Below are 18,955 nucleotides of genomic sequence, written 5' to 3' on the forward strand. Positions count from 1 at the left end.
ACCTCCACACCGGATTTTTCCGGCACAAAAACTTATTAAAGTACTCTCTTTATTTTCAAGCAATTCTTGAATCTGGCCACTCGCTCTTGCCCCATCAGTATTTTCAGCTTGCTTGTACAAAAATGCTTTATTTTTTTTCCGGTTGAAAGCCATGATGCATCATAATGATGAATGCAATATGTATTATGAGTAATTTTAATTTCTCCCGTTTCAAAATTCTTAGGTGAGAAGTATTCACTGGGATAAAACACTGTGTTATCCTCTGAAGCCTGCATGGAATTATCCGGCCTGATATTGTAAGCTTCCTTTGCTAAGCTTGTAATTGTGACTACATTTGTTGTTAAATCACAGCTTCCGTCCTCCTTTATAAAGCTCCGGTTTTCATAATAGCCCAGCAGCATTTTTATCCAGCTGTTATTTTCAGACGCGCCCATTACAGCCGTTTGGACAGAATCGTTATTTTCAAAGCCTGAAAATGCATTGCAGCTTAAAAGAGGCTCTAAATTCTTCAGCAGCTCAACATCAGTATCCATATAAATTCCGCCGTACTCATTAAGAGCATGAAGCCTTGCGTAATCTGAAACAAATGCCCACTTTTTTGCCTGATATGCCTCGGAAACATATTGATTGCAATTATAATCAAAGTTTTTATCATTCCACTCAATAATTTTATAATCAGGACAGTATTTTCTCCAGCTGGCAATGCATTTTTCTGCGGAAATTGGCAGCGGGCTGCCTCCGAACCAGCAATAATGAATTATTTTAGGTATATTCGTCACATTATTTTCTCCTGTTTCAACAATTTCTTATCTGCTTAAAAAGGTTTTGTACGGCAAAACATCATACCACCCAAGTACCACCGTACCGTACACCAATATAAAGGTAAACATCGAATATATTACGGCTTTGATAAGGGTTCTTATCAAAAGGTTCTCCTCCGAATGCAGTATTTCAGGAACAAACAATATTTGTACCGTTTCAAAGCACAAAATTATTCTTTCGGCTATTATAATAGAACCTGAAAAAATGGTAAAAACTGCAGCCATTAATTGTATATTCATATATATTCTATAGTTTGAATTTCCTTCATTTTTATTATAGTACACATAGCCAATAATTGTAATTACGGTATTTATCAGGATATGTACATACGGCGTATCCTGAACATCATACAGGCTGCCGAAATAAGATACATATCTGGTCTGTGAAACAACAAATTTAAATATCACACCTGCAAACGGGGCACTGATCATTGACACTGAAATGACTGCAAGCCCGGCCTTAGGAGAAATTTTCAAATTGCAGATGATATACAGAGGTAAAAAAATCAGCGATATAGTATGGAAGGCTGCGGCTACTCCAATCATCAAAACATATTTCACAGGTTTTTTCTCTTTTATAAACTTAACCGAATACAAAAAAATTGCTAATGCAATCCCCTGCCTTATACCATTCAATGCAAAAAAATACAGGCTTGTAAGTACAAGAAGCAATATACTTTGACAGGCATTTTTTGAGCTGTTAAATACAGCCCTGTATACAAAGAAGCAAAAAACAAATGCCGTTCCCGCAAACATCCACTGGCATTCATCGGTAAACAAGGCTATAATCCTTATAAGCAGTGTAAAGCCTCTTTCCCACCTGAGATGATCTCCATTGGCGATTATGTAGTTAAAGCCATATGCATATACATTTATAAAATCGGAGCCCACATCCCATCTTATTGCAGCCGTAATAAACAGCGGAATAAAAGACAGGCCTGTAAAAATTGAATTATATAAATTTTTTTGATATTGCACACTTATCCTTCCATCATAGATGTCGAAGTATTCAGAATCCTTGATTAAGTGAGCAAACCCAACGGACAGCATTGCTGCAATTATGTACACTATCATTTTCAAATCACCCTGTTACACATTAACCTATACGCCCCGTCTGGGCGCAAAATTTCGTTGTACAAACTCTGTTTTCGAGCCTCTCAAGCTATTTTGCCGCTGCAAAATCTGTCCCATCCGAATCTAAGTAATGCCATACCTCCATACGAAAAAATTACTGCAAGCTTATTCTTCCTTCTGGTTTTGCTGTCAAACAAAACAGTTTTTCTGTATTTTTTTATATTGTCAATAATCCTTGCCTTCTCCTCTACAAACAATTTCTTGTCTCTGGGAGTCTGCAAATAAATTTGAAAATTTGCACTTATAAATCTTGATATAGCAGCCCGCCTGATATCAGGGTATTCAGCAGATATAAAATCCAGCATTTGCTGCGATATATCAATCAGCTCCATCCTCTTCTGAGAAAATTGAGAGGTTGTTATGCTGTTTTCCCTTATTAAGTAGTTATATTTTGGCAATGCACCGTAAGCAATTTTTGCACACTTGTCAAACAGCAAATAAGTAGTGGCAAAGTCCTCGTAATATTTGCCCTTAGGATACCTTATTCCGGCAAACAGTTCCGCTTTGTACAGCTTCGCACAGGCTGAAACATCAAACAGCTTTTGGTAAAGCATTTGTTCGAGCGCTTCCTGCGGAGAATACTCAGACTGGATATCTGAAATAATATTTTCCTCCCTAAACCCGCCTTCAAATATTCTGTTAATGTTACATACAGAGATATCGGCAGAATACCTTTCAATGAGATTATACAAATATTCAATATAATCGTATTCCAGAGAATCATCACTGTCCACAAAGGTTATATATTCTCCCCCGGCTCTGTCAATAGCAGTATTCCGGGCATCTGACAGCCCTCCGTTGCTTTTATGTATAACTGTTATTCTGCGGTCTTTTTTTGCATACTCCTCGCAAATTTGTCCGCAGCTGTCCTCAGACCCGTCATCCACCAAAATAATCTCAAGATTTTTATATGTCTGCCCTGCAATGCTTTCAATACATGTTCTTATATACTTTTCCACATTAAACACAGGCACTATTACACTAATCATAGGTTTCATATTTATCACCACTCCATTACACCAGATACACCCTACAGGACTATACAATGTCAATCAGCTTTGAGCCGGACCTTACTGCAATTTAGTATAGTCAGCATAATAATTCAGAAGCTTTCCGGCTTCCCTCCTTATATCATATCCTGCCCTTCCCACCTGTTCCATATAGCCGGAACGTCTGGCATTTCTGCCTGCTTGTAGGATTCTCTCCGCCCAGTATAAGGCTGGCTTTTGTAAGGAGATAAATTCAACCAGGTCTGTTACCTTAACCTTGTCAGTAATTTCAGAAGAATAGAAGCAGCTTACTCCAGATGCCTGCGACTCAAGACCCACAACAGGCAAGCCCTCATAACGCGAAGGAAGTACAAAAGCATCAAAGCCCTGATAAAATCTATAGGAATCCATTCTGTTTCCTAAAAACCTCACCGCATGCTTCAGCCTCATATGCTCAACCTTTTTAACGGCTTCCTCTTTTAAATCACCGTCACCCACCAGAACCAGCACCGCATTATTGTTGAGCTTATACACCTCGCTGAAAATATCTATCAAAAGCTCATGATTTTTCGGATAGACAAATCTCCCAACATGACCTATAACAAATTTATCCTCAATGCCCAGCTCATGTCTGACTTCATTTCTTACGCCCTCATCAAACTTAAAGTTATCCGTATTTATTGCATTATTAATGATAGCTACGTTTCCTTTTTCAACACTCCTGTCTCCGAAGAGCCATCTTCCCGCATACTCCGAGCAGGCAAAATAATGTGTGGCAAATATCCTTGCGAAAGGCTTAAATACGTTTTTCAGTACAGTTTTAGGCTCACCTCTGACAGCGGTGCTGTGATTATGGGCTATCCGAATATCAGCCCCTGCCAGAAATGCAGCAAAAAGCGGAAAAACGCTTACAGTATTTAAATGTGAATGCACTATTTTATATTTGTTTTCTTTGATTATTTTAAATACGCAGAACAGATACCTCAGCATGCTTTTGTAAGGCGGAACAATATATGCCCTTCCGCCCAAGCTTTCTATTTCCTCAACAGGAGGATTCTTTGAGTCACTGTCAATGATAAAATCAAACAAAACCCTGCCTCTGTCAATATTGCGGAAGTAATTCATAACCACTGTTTCTACTCCCGCATTATTCATCTTGCCTACAACCTGCAATACCCTTATCGCCTCATGACCGTTCATATCTCTGCCAACCACTATACTCACTCCGAAAATTAAAATAACATCCTTGAAAATCTCTTCTATTCCGACAGCAGCTCATAATCCCGCCTTTTCCCCGACCTTTTCCAATATTCCTTAAGAAATGCTGCAATTGCTCCAAGCATCAAGCCCGCCAGTATACCTATTGCCAGATATAATTTCATTTTTGATACTGAATTTAAATACTCAGGCGGTGAAATTACAGTCATGGCCCTTTCAAACAGCTCGGAATTGTAATATTCCCGAACGGTATCATTTGAAACGGTTATATAGTCCACGAACTTCTTTCTGATAGCCTCAAGCATAGAAAGCACCTTCTTTTCGGCTTCTTTCTTGCTGGATATGTCAACCGTATCCTTTTTCAATTTATCTATCTGGCTTCTGTAATAAGCAGCATCATGTCCTGCCGTTTTGGCATCTGCCTCGGCTGAAATGGACTTCTCTATCAATTCATCATAATACTTGCTGGTCTCATTTGTCTCTATAGAATTCTCGGAGATTTTACTTCCGTTACCGGGCATAACAATAATATTTTTATCTTTTTGGTACTTGTCTATAGAACTTGAATATATGTTTGCCTCGTCAGTTTTTTTCCTTGAAGTAATCTCACATTCCTGTATCCGGTACTCATAGAGCTTAACAAGAGCATCCTTATCCTTCGTAAGATTATATGAATCTATTAAAGCTCCTATATTCTGCAAGTCAACCTTTTCCAGCACCGTTATTGATTCAATTATATCATTGAAGGTAAATCCATTCTTTTTAGCCCTGAAGCTGCTTGCACCTGCTTCTTTATTTTTTATTTTAAGGAAATTTTGTATTATCGCAAATTGATTTTTAAGTACCTCGACCTGCTGGGGATAATCATAGCTGCTGTAGTCAACAGGGCCTAAATCATCTGTCAGTGCCGCTCCGCTGAAATAGCTGCTGTAGAAATACTTTTTATACTGCTTGAAAAGCTCATCCAGCACTTCTCTGGCCTCAACAGAACTGATAGAAAACGACCGCGGCAAATTTAGTGTTATCAGATATGTATTCGGATAATATGTATAATCCTGACTATCTGCAACATTCTGCATTTTTGCTTCCTCAAGGGACTTAATCTTCTCTGTGATATTCCCCGGAATTATAGGTATGAACTTAAGATTTGTTCTTATTTTATCTTCAGACATGCCATATGAGGATAAGTTCAAATTCTCAACCACCTTGCTTAAAACCTCCGGAGACTTTGCCTTGCTGATATCGAAATCATTTCCGTATGGGTCCAGACCTTTTTCAATGCCGTTAAAATTAAATGTAACTATCATACTTACCGACCCTTTATAGGGCTGTAAATACTGTATATACGTACCAACTGCAACAGCTGAAAGCATACCTATTACAACCGCAGCAACCACAAGCCACTTACCCTTTAATATGATTTCAATAATATCTCTCAGACTTATATCTATGCCCTTGCTGATTCTGTCCTGACTGAGAACCACCTCAACCTTTTTATTCTTTAAAACTTCCATCGAATTTCACCCCATAAACAACACATACAACAACAGTTACTTCTTTTGTACTTCCCCTGAATAATCTTACAGGCATAAATATAATTTTTTAGAATAACTTTCTATAAATATATTAACTATACATTTTTGTTTAAAACACCAACGTAACTTTAACATAAAATAATAGAAACTTCAATTATAATATGGCACATTTAATCTTTTTTGTATTAATTATTAAAAATTTATCATAAAAAGCCTTAACTTTTTTTGACATAAAAAAATGCACCTGCAGAAAATTTTCCTCTGCGGCACACTTTATTTTTGAACTGCTGCCTTGCAGGCCAACTACTGTCGGCTTTAGTCAGGACGCCCTTTTGTCTCCCAAAAGCACCGGAATTGTTTTTATTATTATTTTCATATCATACAGGAAGCCTCTTTCGCGTATATACTTTAAATCCAGCCTGCACATATCCTCAAACCCAAGCTCATTCCTCCCGCTGACTTGCCACAGTCCCGTAATACCAGGCTTCACAGACAACCTCAAATTGTGCCAGGCATCATATTTCCGCACCTCTCTGCCTATGGGCGGTCTAGGTCCCACAATACTCATGTCGCCCTTTATAACATTGAATAGTTGAGGTAATTCGTCAATACTGGTTTTTCTCAATATTTTACCAAAGCCTGTTACTCTGGGGTCATTCCTTATTTTGAACATATTTCCGCTTATCTCATTTTTATCCTCCAGCTCTTTAAACCTATCCTCTGCATCATTAACCATAGACCTGAATTTATACATATTAAAGGCCTTCCCTTTGAATCCGCTCCTTTTCTGATTGAAGAAGGCCGGCCCCGGCGAGTCTGCTTTTATAAGAATAATTACTATCAGAAATAGCGGCAGCAGCAGTATTACAGCTATAAAAGAAGCCGTTACGTCAAAAGCTCTTTTGCAGAATAAGTACAGTAAGGATACATTTCCGAACATTGCCCTCTGCTCAACTATATAATCCGCAGTATATTCTATGTCTTTCATACAAGACGCTCCCATCTTAATATATTCCCATATGCCAAATCATCACTGTTTCCGCTTTCTATAATATTCTTGGCATTGTCATGAAAAAGCACGCTTGCCTCTTCCTTGCCAATCCAGTTCGACACATTTTTAAAGGCCTGTGCATACCAATTTACATAATCATCAGAGCAATGTGCATTTGATGCCACTATATCAACAAACTTCATTTGCAGCAGCTTTTTTGAAAATTCCTTTATTTTAGAGCCGTATATCCCTACTATACTGGCTGCATCAAGCTGTATATAACAGCCTGCCTTTATAAATGCGACATAGTATTCCAATTTGTTAATAAATACCCTGTTTCTTTCTATATGAGCTATAACGGGAATAATTTTCTGCAATCTGAATTTGCATACCATTTCAATACAATTCTGAGGACTGGCATTATACGGAAATTCAAAAAGTATAATTCCTGATTTGCTCATACTTAGCTTTCTGCGGTTTTTAACCAGAGACTGATTCTTAGGGTTAGCAAAAACCTCGTATCCCATGTTTATTTTTACATCATAATCACCGGCGCGGTATAATAACTCATGGTAGTTTTCCTCAACACGCTCCGCATCATAAACTGCCTCCTGATAATGCGGAGAGGCGACTATCAAGCTTATTCCCAATCTCTCAGCCTCTTTAATCATATTCAGTGACTGCGCTATATTTGACGGCCCGTCATCAACTCCGAATATAACATGACTGTGTATGTCAATCATATATACCATATCCTTCCTGCCCGAAACTTTTGAAAACTTGTATTTCGTATCTTGTGCGCCGGCGCCGCATCTCTAAAAGTCAATTGCTGTCGTCTCAATTCTATCGGACGAATTTTTCAACCGTAATTGACCTTACGCTCCCCGTAATCCTCCGTCTCATCAATGCTCTTCTTAATCAGGCATCCATTTTTTAATTCAAAAATTCTGGAGCATATTCTAAGGGCAGTCAGCCTATGCGTAATTATTATACAGGTCCTTGGCGGGCTCAGCTCGTGTATGCTTTTTAAAACCTGCATTTCCGAGTCGGTATCCAAAGCTGAGGTAGCCTCATCCAGAATCAGTACGGGAGCCTTTCTGAGTATGGCTCTCGCAATAGATATTCTTTGAGCCTGCCCCTCGGAAAGGCCTATTCCCCTTTCCCCTATTTTAGACTGTATCCCTTCGGCTAATTCTTCTATAAAGCCCATAGCACATGCAGCTCTTGCCGCCGCTTCTACTTCTTCGCCGGATGCCCCGGGACAGCCTGCTCTTATATTTTCCTCTATAGTTCCGCTGAATAGTGTATTCCCTTGAGGTATATAAGATATCCAATCTCTTGTCCGGGCAGAAGCCGATATTTCTTGTCCGCTCTGTTCAACAAATGATATTTTCCCGTTTTCAGGCTTAACAAGTGCCAATAAAAGCCTGATTAAGGTAGTCTTGCCTTCTCCGGAGGCTCCAATCAGCCCGACTGTTTCCCCCGGCTGTATATATGCCGTTAATTTTCTCAATATTGGTTTATCTCTTTCGTAAGAAAAGGCTATATCATTTAAGCATATTCCTGTTGCTGCTCTGGCAGGCAATTCCTCAGGCAAACATTCTAAAGGAAGAGCTTCCAACTCCATCAGCCTTTCCGATGATGCCATCGCGGAAATCAATTGGGGTATGGTGCTTGCTAATCCCATAAAAGGGGCCTGCACCTGTGAAACAAGCTGTAAAAATGCTGTAAGCGTTCCAAATGTGGTTGCCTGCCTGCTGAGCTTTACAGCTCCCCAGCAAAAGGCCAGCAAATATCCCGTCCAGTATCCGAGGCCTAGCGCCGTACCGGCGATAATCCCTGTAATACTTTTTTTCATCACCCATTTCAGTCTTATGCCATGGAGCTGTGAGATAGCCGTCACATTTTTCTTTTCCAGCTGAAAGGTTTTTACAATAAGCATATTTTCTAAAGCTTCCTGAATAAATGCCCTGTATGCCCCTTCCGATTCCTGTACCTTAACGTTCAATGCTTTAAGCTTTCTTCCCCATATTCTGCTCAATAACACAGTAAAAGGGCCAATTACAAATGCTGATACAGCAAGCATCGGTTCATAGTATAAAAGTGTTCCGAAGGCTGCCGCCAGCTGGACACACAGGCATATAATACCGGGCAGCGTGTTGACAGCACCGGTCGTTACGTTTCCAACATCGCTGGTGAGTCTTGTCAGTATATCTCCGCTGTGGTATTTGGTGACATGAAGCCATTCTGACATGCTGATACGCGAAAACATCCGTTTTCTGATGCTGTTAGACATTAATTCATAGGTCCTTACCGATAAAACCGAGGTTAAAGCCTTAATGCCCAAATTGAGAAGAATAAGTGCTCCGAATATTCCCGCATAAATTACGGCTCTGCTGATATTTCCCTTATCCGCACTGTCAATCAGATTTTTTGAAAGAATTGCAACTGCCACTCCTGCCAATGCGGCAGCAGCATCAAGAAGTATTATTGCTGCAATATTTTTTTTAAAGCCCCGGGCATTTCCAAAAATCCAGCTTGAGTACTCACGCATTCTTTTAAGTTCAGTTACAATTCTCATTTTCCCTCCTGCGAAAAAAACATATCCATTAAGCCGGCTTCACCACAGCTCTCCTAATCCTTGCAGCAAATCTGAGGCCCTTTATAATCACCCGCCTAAGTGGAATAATATTCATCCATACTGCCACCAGCAGCTTCCACAGCTTATTCCGGCATGCAAACCGGCAGTTACTTCTCTTTACAGCAGTCACCGCAGCAATAAGCTGTCCTGCTCTTAACGGTCCTTCAATCCGCCGCTGTGCATCACCAATAATATAAAAGCAGTCCTTTTCCTTTCTTAGAACTCTGTGTAATATGTATTCTCCGGTTACTCTTTGTATGAGAACAATATCACCCCTTTTTATCGTGTCAATTCTTGCCGGTGAGAGCTCGACACAGTCCTCATCCTCACGCAGAAACGGATACATGCTCATACCTGTTACAGTTATCCACACTCTGCCTCCGTCTCCTAAAATTTCTTTAACTGCTGGAAACATCTCGGCAGCTTTTATTTTCTTTACCTCACACATTGATACACCAACTCCATTGCCTCTTTATCAGGTCTGCATTTCAAATGATAAATAGGTATTTTTTTTATTATGTTTTCCAGCACATCATAAGCCTTCCTCATTAATTTTTCATCAAAATACGGTAAAAAGCATCTGGGCATTACCAGCGGAAGCGCTTCAAAGGCATTCAGCCTCAGAATACTGTTGTCTGAAGCCTGACTCAATACAACTATTGCCCTTACAGGCACCTCGGTATTTATAAATTTATCCGAGGAACCGCTCCAGGGTGTACCGCACAGAACAGGCTCTTCCCCTATAAACCTGACAGCGGGAGTATCATCATTGACAACCTTAACAGCCGCACCCATATACCTTTCCCACAGCCTTACATGTGTTGACTTGCCTGTCCCGGAAGGTGCAGTAAACAATATTCCCTTTCCGTTCCATGCTATTGAGGATGCATGCATCACTATCCCGTTTTTATACAGAAGATTATTTCTGAAAACTATTCCCATGAGCATAAAGGTATGCATATCAGGCCATATTTTCACTAACTCCGGAGCCTCATCATCTGTTTCCTGTCTTAAACATTCTATATTTGCATTGCTCCACTCCATATTTGTGTCCATATGAAACAACACCTCCTTTTCCTTTCTGTCAGTGCAGTATATATGAAATCCGTCACTTTCCCTTTCCTTTTTCAGCCATTTTAAGTTTTCCGAAAACAGCAAACGGCCTTTAGGCCTTCTTATATATGAGCGCTGAGCAATTTCTGCCGATATATCCGGATTGTTATGTTTATTACATTCAAAGTCCTTCATTCTGCCGGTCAAATAATTATTGCAGGTTTCAATATGTATATTTGTACCAGCCACATTATAAGCAAACATTTTTTCACTCCCTGCATCAGTCTTATAAAGCCTTATGGCATGTTTGAGGCTGCCGTATGACATCCCTCAACTGCAGCCTCATTTTTGATTTTAATTAAACAGCATTTGTGGTTAATAACTGACCGTTTGCTCCGGGGCAGCACCCCACAACAATACAGCTTCCTGAAATTCTTTCCTCAGCTCTTAAATTAATTATTCTCATATCAGGTTTTACATATGTTCTCATTTTTTCACCTCTCTTATATAATTTATTTTCCTGTTTTTGTATCACTTTGCCGGACCTGCCAAAGCATAATAAGTAATACCATTGTAAACAACATTTTCAGGGCATGCTCCTGTACATATGCTTCCTGCCATTCTTTCCTCAGTCCTCAGATGTACCAATTCAATCCTTGGAGAAACGTATTTTTTCATTCTGTTCACCTCCGGTTAAAAGTCTTGCACTTAATTAATTTATTTTATCAGCAGCAATGCTGCTGTTCGACCCCCTGCTCAGGCAGCTGCCTTCTAAGCCCAGACTATCAGCCCATATTCCCCCTGTTCTTCAGCTAATAGTAACCTGCCCTTGCGATTGCCTGAATATCCTGTCCTTTTAATTCCGCTCTGTACCGAGCTGCCTCACAAAGATATTGTGCCGGCCTTGTAAAGCATCCTGTCTCTGACATCAGCCTTCCGGGACACGCCATACATTCACTGCGGACATCACACTTACTGCAGGCCTTACATTTCGGCACCAGCGTACAGCCTTCTCTCAATTTCTGCCAGGCATTTGAGAACCCAACTTGAAGCGGCACGGCAGCAGGCTCATTCAGAAGTCCGCAAGGCACCATCCTTCCGTCCCAGGTTATCCAAAAAGCAGTTTTACCCGCCTGACAGCTAAAGGCAGAGCCTTCCCCAGCTTTATCTTCCGTATCGGCAAGCCCGGCTTGCTCTTCCATCTCATCCTGTCCTATTTTTAATTCCAGCTTCTTATTAACTGTTCTCATCTTTTGCCCGTATTCACTTATGTACCTTTCATAATTCACTATATCAACAGGAGAAAGCCTGTTTCCCGTTGGATCGGAGCCGCAGCCCTCTCTTCTGGGAGATATATAATTGACAATACCCAGATTATCAGAATATGTATGTGCAATTTTATATATCCCTTCATAGTCCCTGAAGTTTCCTTCAACTACTGTTGTTTTTATTTCAAGACTGATATTTTCGCTTTTTAGATGCTCCAGAGCTCTCATGGTTTTTTTAAAACCGTCTGTGCTTCCCGTAACTCTTTTATAGGTCTCAGGAGACGCTCCATATACTGTCACACTAAGTCTGGAAGGAGGCAGCTTTCCCAGCCAGCGGGCCTTTTCAGGAGTTATAAGGCTTGCATTTGAGTATATGGTCAGGCTTAGGCCCATATTACACAAGGCCTCGTAAATCTCCGGGAAGTCCTGTCTTACAAAAACTTCTCCTCCTGTTAAAATTAAATTAAATAATCCGGCATCACGCGCCTGCTTTCCCAGCTCAATCCATTCACCCGCGGACAGCTCCCGGGATAATGCCCTTTTGTCCCTTGCGGGACATGCCACATAACACATTTTACATTTAAAATTGCACCTTGAAGTCAGCTCAAAGGCTCCCGAAAGGGGAATTCCGTTTGCCCTTGCATTTTCTGATAATTTTTTACTGAAGTCTATCCAATTCAGGCTCATCACAACCTCCACGCCGGGTTTCCGGCATACAATTTATTTACGGAGCTCGTTAGACATTCTCAATAAGACTGCTGTCCAGCATGCTTTGAACAAATTGCTCAACATCATTTCTGGCAGTTTCCCTGTCTATGCTATACTCGGTCAATAATAACTCCACCATTTCCTCCATTGTTGAATTTTTTTCAAGCTCTCTCCACAGCAGTGCACCGCTTTCACTCAATGTCATTATTCCGTTGAACTCCACTACTCTTGCCCCTAACGGTACAACCACAGACTGACCTGCTATTTCACGCAGCATAAAACCACTTTTGATTTTCATACCCTTTCCCTCCGAAAATATTTCTTGTGTATTTTTAAAAAGCACTGCTTTTACTTATACCTGTCGCATAAGAACCAGAAGGATATACGTATGCTTCCCACGTCTATCTCCTCACCGCCGCTATCAGAGCCGAAATGTGCAATACCTTCCTCCGGGCGGAGTCTAATCACTTCCATACTTGGCTTTACATATTCCTTCATGTATACATCCTCCTTAATTTATTTTGTCAGCTCTTGTTTCCGAGGCCTTAAAGCGCTATCTCAGGCCTAACCATTCCAATAAATTGTTTCGCTCCTCTGCCATCAAATTAAGCTCGCTATTCCTGAAAATTTCTTTCTTGTCATGAAAACTGAAATCCTTTCTTTTAACGCCATAAGCTATCCTGTGCATCCACGCTAAGGGCAAAAATAACGGAGTCCTTCTCACGTACATGTACTTTTTCCTTTTTACCAGTTTATTTCTGTCAGGGAAAAGCAAATGCACAGCCTTTGAGAATTTGCTTCTATATTTAAGCTCACCACCTGTGCTTGAATTATTCAAAAGCACATTGGCCGAGGTTCTGTAAATATCCTTTCTGCCCATGTTGCCTCCTGCAAGAATATCCTCTATGAGCTTATCTATTTTCCCATGTTCTCTTATACTCCTGAAAGCTATTTCAGGCGGAACCTCCATTTCAAATATTCTGTTGCAGGCTAAAAATATTGCATATACAAAGTTATCAATGCCATATTTTATTGACCTGTCTCTGACAATATTCCAATTAATCTCATTTCTCTTTGCTTCTGTAACTATGACAAGGTCGCATAATTGTCTGAGTCCGAAGCCTCCGTGTGAAATATGTGAAGCCATATGTATGCATATATGCAAAATCTGCATTTCCCATGACAGAATATTTGCTTTTATTGTTCCAAGATTTACGGACACTCTGTTCTTCCATATTTCATCGTGAAAGCTTTCTTTATACCGCATGAAGTCATAATCAATCAAAAGCCTGTGCAATTCAATGGTTATGGAATTCTTCTTAAAGAATTCTATATGCTTTGTCTTAGTATCCCTCTGTCCAAAGTATCCCAGCCTCTCCAGCACCTCGGCAGCTCTCACCATATCCTCTTCGTGCACCAATATATCCGCATCCCCCATCGTACGAAGTTCCGGATAAGGATAGCATTTGTTTATTGCCATTCCTTTAAGCACTATCGAGTCAATTCCGGCTGCGGCAAGATTTTCAATAACCTCTCCGAGCCATATCTCATCACATATCATTTGAATTCCGCAGGACATTACAGATATATTCCAGACTGCCATCAATTTATCGTCAGGTCCCATTGACGGGTCAACTTGCTTTATCACAGGGTAAATCAACGTATGAACCTGATGAGCACGTGCTTCCTTGTAGATTTCCTCCCAGTTAATTGAATCTGCGACGGATTTATCTATATAGAATTCCTTGCTGTAAATTGCTGTTCTTAATATTTCAGTTAAGAGTCTGTCTTTTGCCGTCATCTTTCATCCTCCATTTTTTACTTGTTTTTTTCCCGGATTCCGCAACAGCTGTGTAAACGTGCTTCGTACTAACAGCTATTTGATCCCAGTTATATTTATTTAATATATATTGCCCGGCAAGTCCTTTCACTTTTAAAACCCTGCTCTTATTTTCAAGCAGCATGCCAAGCTTTTGCTCCAAGTCCCTTACATTTGATTTTTTAAAGCTATAGCCGATACTTCCTATAACATCAGTATTTTCGGTTATGTCACTGACTAAGCAGCAGTTTCCATAGCTCATTGCCTCCAGCAGACTGATCGGAAGTCCCTCGACATCTGATGGAAGAACATAAAAATAAGCGTTGCTGTAAAGCTCCGCCAATTCCAAATCTCTTACAAAACCCGTAAAAATAATATTTTCATTGCTCCCTGCCAGCAGCCTCAATTCATTTTCGTATTTTTCACTATGGCTTGCTCCTCCTGCTATTATCAATTTTTTATCCGTTCTTATTCTTCCGAAAGCATCAATCAGGTAATGTACTCCTTTTTCAGGCACAAGCCTTGCCAGAAACAATATGTAGTCATCCTTATCCAAACCGTATTTTTCCTTTATAAGCATTGGTTTCATCAAATCAGGCCGTTCAACGCCATTTGGAATATACCCTGTTTCTAAGCCATACTTTTCTCTGTAATAATTAACAAGGTTTTTAGAAACATTGATTGTTTTATGAGAAAATCTGGCTGTGGCATATTCTCCGAGCTTAAGATATAATGAAGCAAGCTTGCCCCATTTACCGCGCTGCCAGTCAAGTCCGTGAACCGTACACACTACCCTTTTCCCGAAGAGTCTGGGTATAAAGGCCAGAGTTGAGGGTCCCAGTGCATGATAATGAAATATATCGCAGTGCGAAAGAAGCGCACTTATTGTGGAAGTAAAGGTGTGGGTGATAGTATCAAGATGCTTTGACCTTATATAAGGCGTATACTTAATTATTATTCCTTTATAGCTTTCTCCGTCAAACCTCCTGTCACAGTAATCCCTTCTGCAATACACTTCCACATCGCAGCCCAGAAAGGCAAGCCTTTCCGAAATCTCCCCGACATGTATTTCTATTCCTCCGGCTCTAGACGGAATACCTTTCTGCCCTATCATTGCGATTTTCATAATTGCCATACTCCTTAGTGTCTATAAATTTATTTTCACACAAGCTGTAGCCTCCCTTCAGCTTATGCCTGATAACCCAAAGCATTGGAACCCATATTCTCTGTTTCATGGCAGGTGCCGCACTGCCTATCATCCAGCAATTTTTTGTACAGGATTTCACTTTTTTTCTGACTTCGTCAGCCTTTTTTGACTTCCAGATTTCATCCCAGCTTTTATCCTTTAAATTTCCCATGGACATTTTTGAAGAGCTGCCGTTGCAAGGCAGGACATACCCGTAAGGGTCTACAAAAAAACCGTTGCTTCCCATTTCGCAAGGCAGATATCTCTTATTTCCATATATATAGTTCACCAGTCCATGATTAAAATATGCCCTGAACCACTTCTTGGGGGAGTTTGATTTGAGTAGCTTATTTATAAGCTCTTCAAAGGCTTTTGAAACCTTCAGCCTGTCTTTGATTTTATTTGTGGTTTTCCTGAAATAAAAGGAATTATGCAGAGCCGCAGTTGCAAATTCCATTCCCAGCTCTTCGGAAAGCTTGTATAAAGGAATAAGATCCTCAGTATTCATTTCCTGAACCGTACAGCCGAAGCCTACATCCTTATGCCCGGAGGCCGCCAGCTTCCTCAAGGTGCCATATCCTCTGTCAAAGCCGTTGGGAAGCCCTCTTATCCTGTCATTGGCTGCCTGCAAGCCTTCAATACTTATCCGTATCCCCACCTCAGGGAACTCCTCGCATAACGCAAGTATCCTGTCTGTAAAATAACCGTTTGTTGATATCACAATTCTATTTGTTTTTTTGTACAGTTCTTTTACAATATCTCCTATATCTGTGCGTATAAACGGCTCACCACCTGTTATATTTGTAAAAGCCATCTCCGGAAGCTTTTTAATCAAATCCAAGGACAGCTCCTCCTCAGGCTTGCTTGGATCACGAAAGCAATTGCACATGTTGCACCTCGCATTGCAGCGGTATGTAATAATTACAGAGCCATATAACGTCCTTTTCATACTTATTCTCCTCACCTGTTATTCTCTCTTATAAAAATTTCCGACTGAATTAAAGTAGAATTTGGCTTAGCTTCTCATAATGCAATTCACTGCTGTAATATTTTTCAGCTTTTTCCCTTGCATTTTTACCTAATTTTATAATCAATTCCTTATCTGAATTCAAAAGATTAATCTTATTTGCCAAATCCGAAATATTTTTCGGCTCGAAAAGCAGCCCGTTAACACCATCGTCAACAACCTCCGGCAAGCTGCCGAAATTTGATGCAACGGCGGGCTTCCCATGCGCAAAGGCCTCAAGCAGCACATTCGGTATGTTATCATACCAGATTGACGGAACAACTGTAAATTTTGCCTTGCTGATGAGCTCCTCCAATTCCTCACCCGCCTTAAAGCCAAGCAGCTCGACATTTTTTATGCCGCAGGAAGAAATAATATCTTGTATCTTTCTCATTTCGCCGTCACTTGCATTTCCGGCAATCTTTAAAACAAGGGTTTTATCTTCCGCGTATCCCATAGCCCTTATTGCATACTCAACGCCCTTTTCCTTATTAAGCCTTCCAAAATATAGAATATAGTTATCATGTGTATATTTTGCCTCAATTTTTGATATATCAATAAACGTGGGAATATGAACGACTTTTTTTTCATCAAAGCCGAATTCAATGAGCTTCGAACGTAAAAATGCCGAAGGGGTTACAAAATAGTCTACTGAATCATATATTTTAATTAACCTGTGAAACTTCATCGACATTACTCTGACTATTGAAGCAAATTTGGAATTCTGAACACAATTGTAATGAACGGCATTTATCAGAGAGCCATGCAAGCAGCTTTCGCAGATGCGGCCTTCTCTTAAAAAATCAAACCGGGGACACATAAGGAAAAAATCCGACAGCCGTACTACTGTCTTTTTACCGGAAGCCTTCGCAGCTCTTATTACACTTGGGGACAATTTATTTACATGATGCAAGATATAGACTGCATCCGGCTTCTCAAGCTCAATCTCATGCTCCAAAGCCCTTCTCACCTCAGGAGAATAAAAGCTTCTGCTAATCATTTGAAGTATCACCCTAGGAGTTTTCTTATACTCGTTAAAATAAACCGCCTTCTCCCCGTCAATAGGCTCAACAAAATATTTCTTATATTCCGTTTCGACATTTTTACTGCTCTTGACTGAAAAAGGCACCACCTTGTGCCCTCTTTGTTCAAGCTCCCTTTTAATGCTGAACATATACTTTTCCGGCCCGCCGGAAATAAAATATCTGTAGTTTACCAATAAAATTTTACCCATCAAAGCCTCCATGCTATGCTCCGTATTTTATACAAAAGTACAGGCATGGCTTCTCCCCCCCCTCCTTATTTATATATCCACTGTCAGCTTATTATCAAATAAGCCGTTCAGCTCACTGACAAATTGGTAAAAATACTTTTTTTCAGAAGCTGCAAAGAGCTCCATTCTGTTATCAACAGGTGCTTTTATGCAGTTTTCGATTTGATAAAAAACTCTTTCCCATGTAAAGGATTTGTCCTTAAAATTAAAATATTTTTCAATAAGACCGGCTCTTCTCATCAAATCCTTGATTTTACTCTCATAGAGCACCGAGGAATCTTCCGCGTCAATAGAAATAAAGGGCGTATTATTAATAATTGAAAAAACCGAGCAATGAAAAAAATTTGTAATGCTAAGCTTGATAAAGCTAAATACATGTGCCCATTCGAGCGGACTTAAATCATACAAATATGTGTGGGCGTATTTTACATTTGCATACAGGGAAACTATCTGAAAACGGTTCTTATACTCATCATAAATTCTCCTGCATATGGTATCATTGCTGCACATTATTCCCATAATCGGCTTATTCAGCTCTAACTTATACTTTTTTTTAAGCTTAATTTCAAGAGCAGCCCTGATATTTTTTGTCATTTCCAAATCAAAAAGAAATGCCGGATCACAGTTTCTTTTTATTACTAATTTTTTATCTATTTTCTTTAAATTATTAAGGGTATTTTGATCCCTTACACCAATATAGGAAAAATTTTTTAAAGAATCCTTTATATATTGCTTCTGGACGCAATCCAATTTATCAAAGTGAGTCCTGTTTGCAGATGCGGCATAGCTTAACTTTATACAATTTAATTCTTCCCTCAGCCAGTATATGTTCGGAAAGCCTCTTAATCTGTTAATTTTCCAAACCTCATCGCTGCCGACAATCACTGCGTCATATTTGTTTTTTATAAATTGATTGGCTTTTGAAATTTTATTTGATATTAATTTGTCCTTTGATACAGGCAATTCAGTATACACAGCTCTTCTGAATCTGAAATATCTGACCATTTCATTGACTGCCTGCGTAAACGGTCTTGGTATAATATTTACAAGCTCTACGGTAGTCATATTATAATCTATTATTTCAATCTCAAAATCAGTATGTTTTTTTAAAGTGGCAGCCAAGCTGTAGCTCTGAAGAAAAGACCCGTAATTTATACTCCTGTGAAACGTAAGTATTCCTATTTTAATCATAAAAGCTAACCTCCACATTTAATTTGGACAAAATTTCACAGTGAAGCATTGTGGCGGTACGCAAGGGTTTTCACTTATCCCTTCATAATTTTTTCAAGCTAACCTCCACACTTAATCTGAGC

At 39.8% G+C, this 18,955-nt stretch carries 20 protein-coding genes; all 20 read right to left on the reverse strand.

The annotated features are described in order from the left end of the window. Positions 1-35: 35 nt before the first annotated feature. Positions 36-779, reverse strand: a complete 744-nt coding sequence (locus LY28_RS03375; RefSeq protein WP_110460762.1) for a glycosyltransferase family 32 protein — start codon at positions 777-779, stop codon at positions 36-38. 27 nt (positions 780-806) lie between these two features. Beyond that, positions 807-1,895 carry an EpsG family protein gene (locus tag LY28_RS03380; protein ID WP_110460763.1) on the reverse strand — a complete coding sequence of 363 codons (1,089 nt, stop codon included), beginning with the start codon at positions 1,893-1,895 and terminating at the stop codon, positions 807-809. Between the two features lie 83 nt (positions 1,896-1,978). After that, positions 1,979-2,953: a glycosyltransferase family 2 protein gene (locus tag LY28_RS03385; protein ID WP_110460764.1), complete on the reverse strand. Its 975-nt coding sequence runs from the start codon at positions 2,951-2,953 to the stop codon at positions 1,979-1,981. Positions 2,954-3,025: 72 nt separating this feature from the next. Continuing rightward, entirely contained in the window at positions 3,026-4,159 is a 1,134-nt protein-coding gene (locus LY28_RS03390) for a glycosyltransferase family 1 protein (RefSeq protein WP_110460765.1), read from the reverse strand. Positions 4,160-4,203: 44 nt separating this feature from the next. Further along, complete coding sequence (locus tag LY28_RS03395; RefSeq protein WP_110460766.1) at positions 4,204-5,676, reverse strand: GumC domain-containing protein; 1,473 nt, start codon at positions 5,674-5,676, stop codon at positions 4,204-4,206. Positions 5,677-6,016: 340 nt separating this feature from the next. Then, a complete protein-coding gene (locus LY28_RS03400) occupies positions 6,017-6,685 on the reverse strand; it encodes a sugar transferase (protein ID WP_110460767.1) in 669 nt (222 codons plus the stop codon). Then, positions 6,682-7,440, reverse strand: a complete 759-nt coding sequence (locus LY28_RS03405; RefSeq protein WP_110460768.1) for a tyrosine-protein phosphatase — start codon at positions 7,438-7,440, stop codon at positions 6,682-6,684. The genes LY28_RS03400 and LY28_RS03405 overlap by 4 nt, the downstream gene beginning before the upstream one ends. 107 nt (positions 7,441-7,547) lie before the next feature. Continuing rightward, on the reverse strand, positions 7,548-9,269 hold the full coding sequence (locus LY28_RS03410) for an ABC transporter ATP-binding protein (RefSeq protein ID WP_110460769.1): 1,722 nt from the start codon (positions 9,267-9,269) through the stop codon (positions 7,548-7,550). 28 nt (positions 9,270-9,297) lie between these two features. After that, positions 9,298-9,777, reverse strand: a complete 480-nt coding sequence (locus LY28_RS03415) for a S24/S26 family peptidase (protein ID WP_110460770.1) — start codon at positions 9,775-9,777, stop codon at positions 9,298-9,300. Further along, positions 9,765-10,709, reverse strand: a complete 945-nt coding sequence (locus LY28_RS03420; RefSeq protein ID WP_110460771.1) for a hypothetical protein — start codon at positions 10,707-10,709, stop codon at positions 9,765-9,767. The genes LY28_RS03415 and LY28_RS03420 overlap by 13 nt, the downstream gene beginning before the upstream one ends. A gap of 31 nt (positions 10,710-10,740) precedes the next feature. After that, positions 10,741-10,872 carry a hypothetical protein gene (locus LY28_RS19655; protein ID WP_278302557.1) on the reverse strand — a complete coding sequence of 44 codons (132 nt, stop codon included), beginning with the start codon at positions 10,870-10,872 and terminating at the stop codon, positions 10,741-10,743. Between the two features lie 41 nt (positions 10,873-10,913). Continuing rightward, complete coding sequence (locus tag LY28_RS19035) at positions 10,914-11,060, reverse strand: hypothetical protein (protein ID WP_165835479.1); 147 nt, start codon at positions 11,058-11,060, stop codon at positions 10,914-10,916. Between the two features lie 134 nt (positions 11,061-11,194). Further along, on the reverse strand, positions 11,195-12,337 hold the full coding sequence (locus LY28_RS03425) for a radical SAM protein (RefSeq protein WP_110460772.1): 1,143 nt from the start codon (positions 12,335-12,337) through the stop codon (positions 11,195-11,197). Between the two features lie 49 nt (positions 12,338-12,386). Beyond that, positions 12,387-12,656 carry a PqqD family protein gene (locus LY28_RS03430; RefSeq protein WP_110460773.1) on the reverse strand — a complete coding sequence of 90 codons (270 nt, stop codon included), beginning with the start codon at positions 12,654-12,656 and terminating at the stop codon, positions 12,387-12,389. Positions 12,657-12,706: 50 nt separating this feature from the next. After that, positions 12,707-12,856 carry a hypothetical protein gene (locus LY28_RS19040; protein WP_165835480.1) on the reverse strand — a complete coding sequence of 50 codons (150 nt, stop codon included), beginning with the start codon at positions 12,854-12,856 and terminating at the stop codon, positions 12,707-12,709. A gap of 55 nt (positions 12,857-12,911) precedes the next feature. After that, positions 12,912-14,159, reverse strand: coding sequence for a nucleotidyltransferase domain-containing protein (locus tag LY28_RS03435; protein WP_110460774.1), 1,248 nt, complete (start codon positions 14,157-14,159; stop codon positions 12,912-12,914). After that, a complete protein-coding gene (locus LY28_RS03440) occupies positions 14,131-15,303 on the reverse strand; it encodes a glycosyltransferase family 4 protein (protein ID WP_110460775.1) in 1,173 nt (390 codons plus the stop codon). Before LY28_RS03440 ends, LY28_RS03435 begins: the two co-directional genes overlap by 29 nt. Beyond that, entirely contained in the window at positions 15,263-16,312 is a 1,050-nt protein-coding gene (locus tag LY28_RS03445; protein ID WP_110460776.1) for a radical SAM protein, read from the reverse strand. The genes LY28_RS03440 and LY28_RS03445 overlap by 41 nt, the downstream gene beginning before the upstream one ends. 49 nt (positions 16,313-16,361) lie before the next feature. After that, positions 16,362-17,603, reverse strand: a complete 1,242-nt coding sequence (locus LY28_RS03450; protein WP_165835481.1) for a glycosyltransferase family 4 protein — start codon at positions 17,601-17,603, stop codon at positions 16,362-16,364. A 69-nt stretch (positions 17,604-17,672) separates the two neighbouring features. Continuing rightward, entirely contained in the window at positions 17,673-18,833 is a 1,161-nt protein-coding gene (locus LY28_RS03455) for a polysaccharide pyruvyl transferase family protein (RefSeq protein ID WP_165835482.1), read from the reverse strand. Between the last annotated feature and the right edge of the window lie 122 nt (positions 18,834-18,955).

Origin of the sequence: Ruminiclostridium sufflavum DSM 19573, assembly GCF_003208175.1 — a bacterium.
In the GTDB taxonomy this organism is placed as follows: Bacteria; Bacillota; Clostridia; order Acetivibrionales; family DSM-1351; genus Ruminiclostridium; species Ruminiclostridium sufflavum.

What these genes read in the sequence shown, in the direction of transcription:
- LY28_RS03380 (WP_110460763.1), bottom strand. Translation starts at nt 1,895, where the DNA reads ATGATAGTGTACATAATTGCAGCAATGCTGTCCGTTGGGTTTGCTCAC.
- LY28_RS03385 (WP_110460764.1), bottom strand. Translation starts at nt 2,953, where the DNA reads ATGAAACCTATGATTAGTGTAATAGTGCCTGTGTTTAATGTGGAAAAG.
- LY28_RS03395 (WP_110460766.1), bottom strand. Translation starts at nt 5,676, where the DNA reads ATGGAAGTTTTAAAGAATAAAAAGGTTGAGGTGGTTCTCAGTCAGGAC.
- LY28_RS03400 (WP_110460767.1), bottom strand. Translation starts at nt 6,685, where the DNA reads ATGAAAGACATAGAATATACTGCGGATTATATAGTTGAGCAGAGGGCA.
- LY28_RS03405 (WP_110460768.1), bottom strand. Translation starts at nt 7,440, where the DNA reads ATGGTATATATGATTGACATACACAGTCATGTTATATTCGGAGTTGAT.
- LY28_RS03410 (WP_110460769.1), bottom strand. Translation starts at nt 9,269, where the DNA reads ATGAGAATTGTAACTGAACTTAAAAGAATGCGTGAGTACTCAAGCTGG.
- LY28_RS03415 (WP_110460770.1), bottom strand. Translation starts at nt 9,777, where the DNA reads ATGTGTGAGGTAAAGAAAATAAAAGCTGCCGAGATGTTTCCAGCAGTT.
- LY28_RS03420 (WP_110460771.1), bottom strand. Translation starts at nt 10,709, where the DNA reads ATGTCATACGGCAGCCTCAAACATGCCATAAGGCTTTATAAGACTGAT.
- LY28_RS19655 (WP_278302557.1), bottom strand. Translation starts at nt 10,872, where the DNA reads ATGAGAACATATGTAAAACCTGATATGAGAATAATTAATTTAAGAGCT.
- LY28_RS19035 (WP_165835479.1), bottom strand. Translation starts at nt 11,060, where the DNA reads ATGAAAAAATACGTTTCTCCAAGGATTGAATTGGTACATCTGAGGACT.
- LY28_RS03425 (WP_110460772.1), bottom strand. Translation starts at nt 12,337, where the DNA reads ATGAGCCTGAATTGGATAGACTTCAGTAAAAAATTATCAGAAAATGCA.
- LY28_RS03430 (WP_110460773.1), bottom strand. Translation starts at nt 12,656, where the DNA reads ATGAAAATCAAAAGTGGTTTTATGCTGCGTGAAATAGCAGGTCAGTCT.
- LY28_RS19040 (WP_165835480.1), bottom strand. Translation starts at nt 12,856, where the DNA reads ATGAAGGAATATGTAAAGCCAAGTATGGAAGTGATTAGACTCCGCCCG.
- LY28_RS03435 (WP_110460774.1), bottom strand. Translation starts at nt 14,159, where the DNA reads ATGACGGCAAAAGACAGACTCTTAACTGAAATATTAAGAACAGCAATT.
- LY28_RS03440 (WP_110460775.1), bottom strand. Translation starts at nt 15,303, where the DNA reads ATGAAAATCGCAATGATAGGGCAGAAAGGTATTCCGTCTAGAGCCGGA.
- LY28_RS03445 (WP_110460776.1), bottom strand. Translation starts at nt 16,312, where the DNA reads ATGAAAAGGACGTTATATGGCTCTGTAATTATTACATACCGCTGCAAT.
- LY28_RS03450 (WP_165835481.1), bottom strand. Translation starts at nt 17,603, where the DNA reads ATGGGTAAAATTTTATTGGTAAACTACAGATATTTTATTTCCGGCGGG.
- LY28_RS03455 (WP_165835482.1), bottom strand. Translation starts at nt 18,833, where the DNA reads ATGATTAAAATAGGAATACTTACGTTTCACAGGAGTATAAATTACGGG.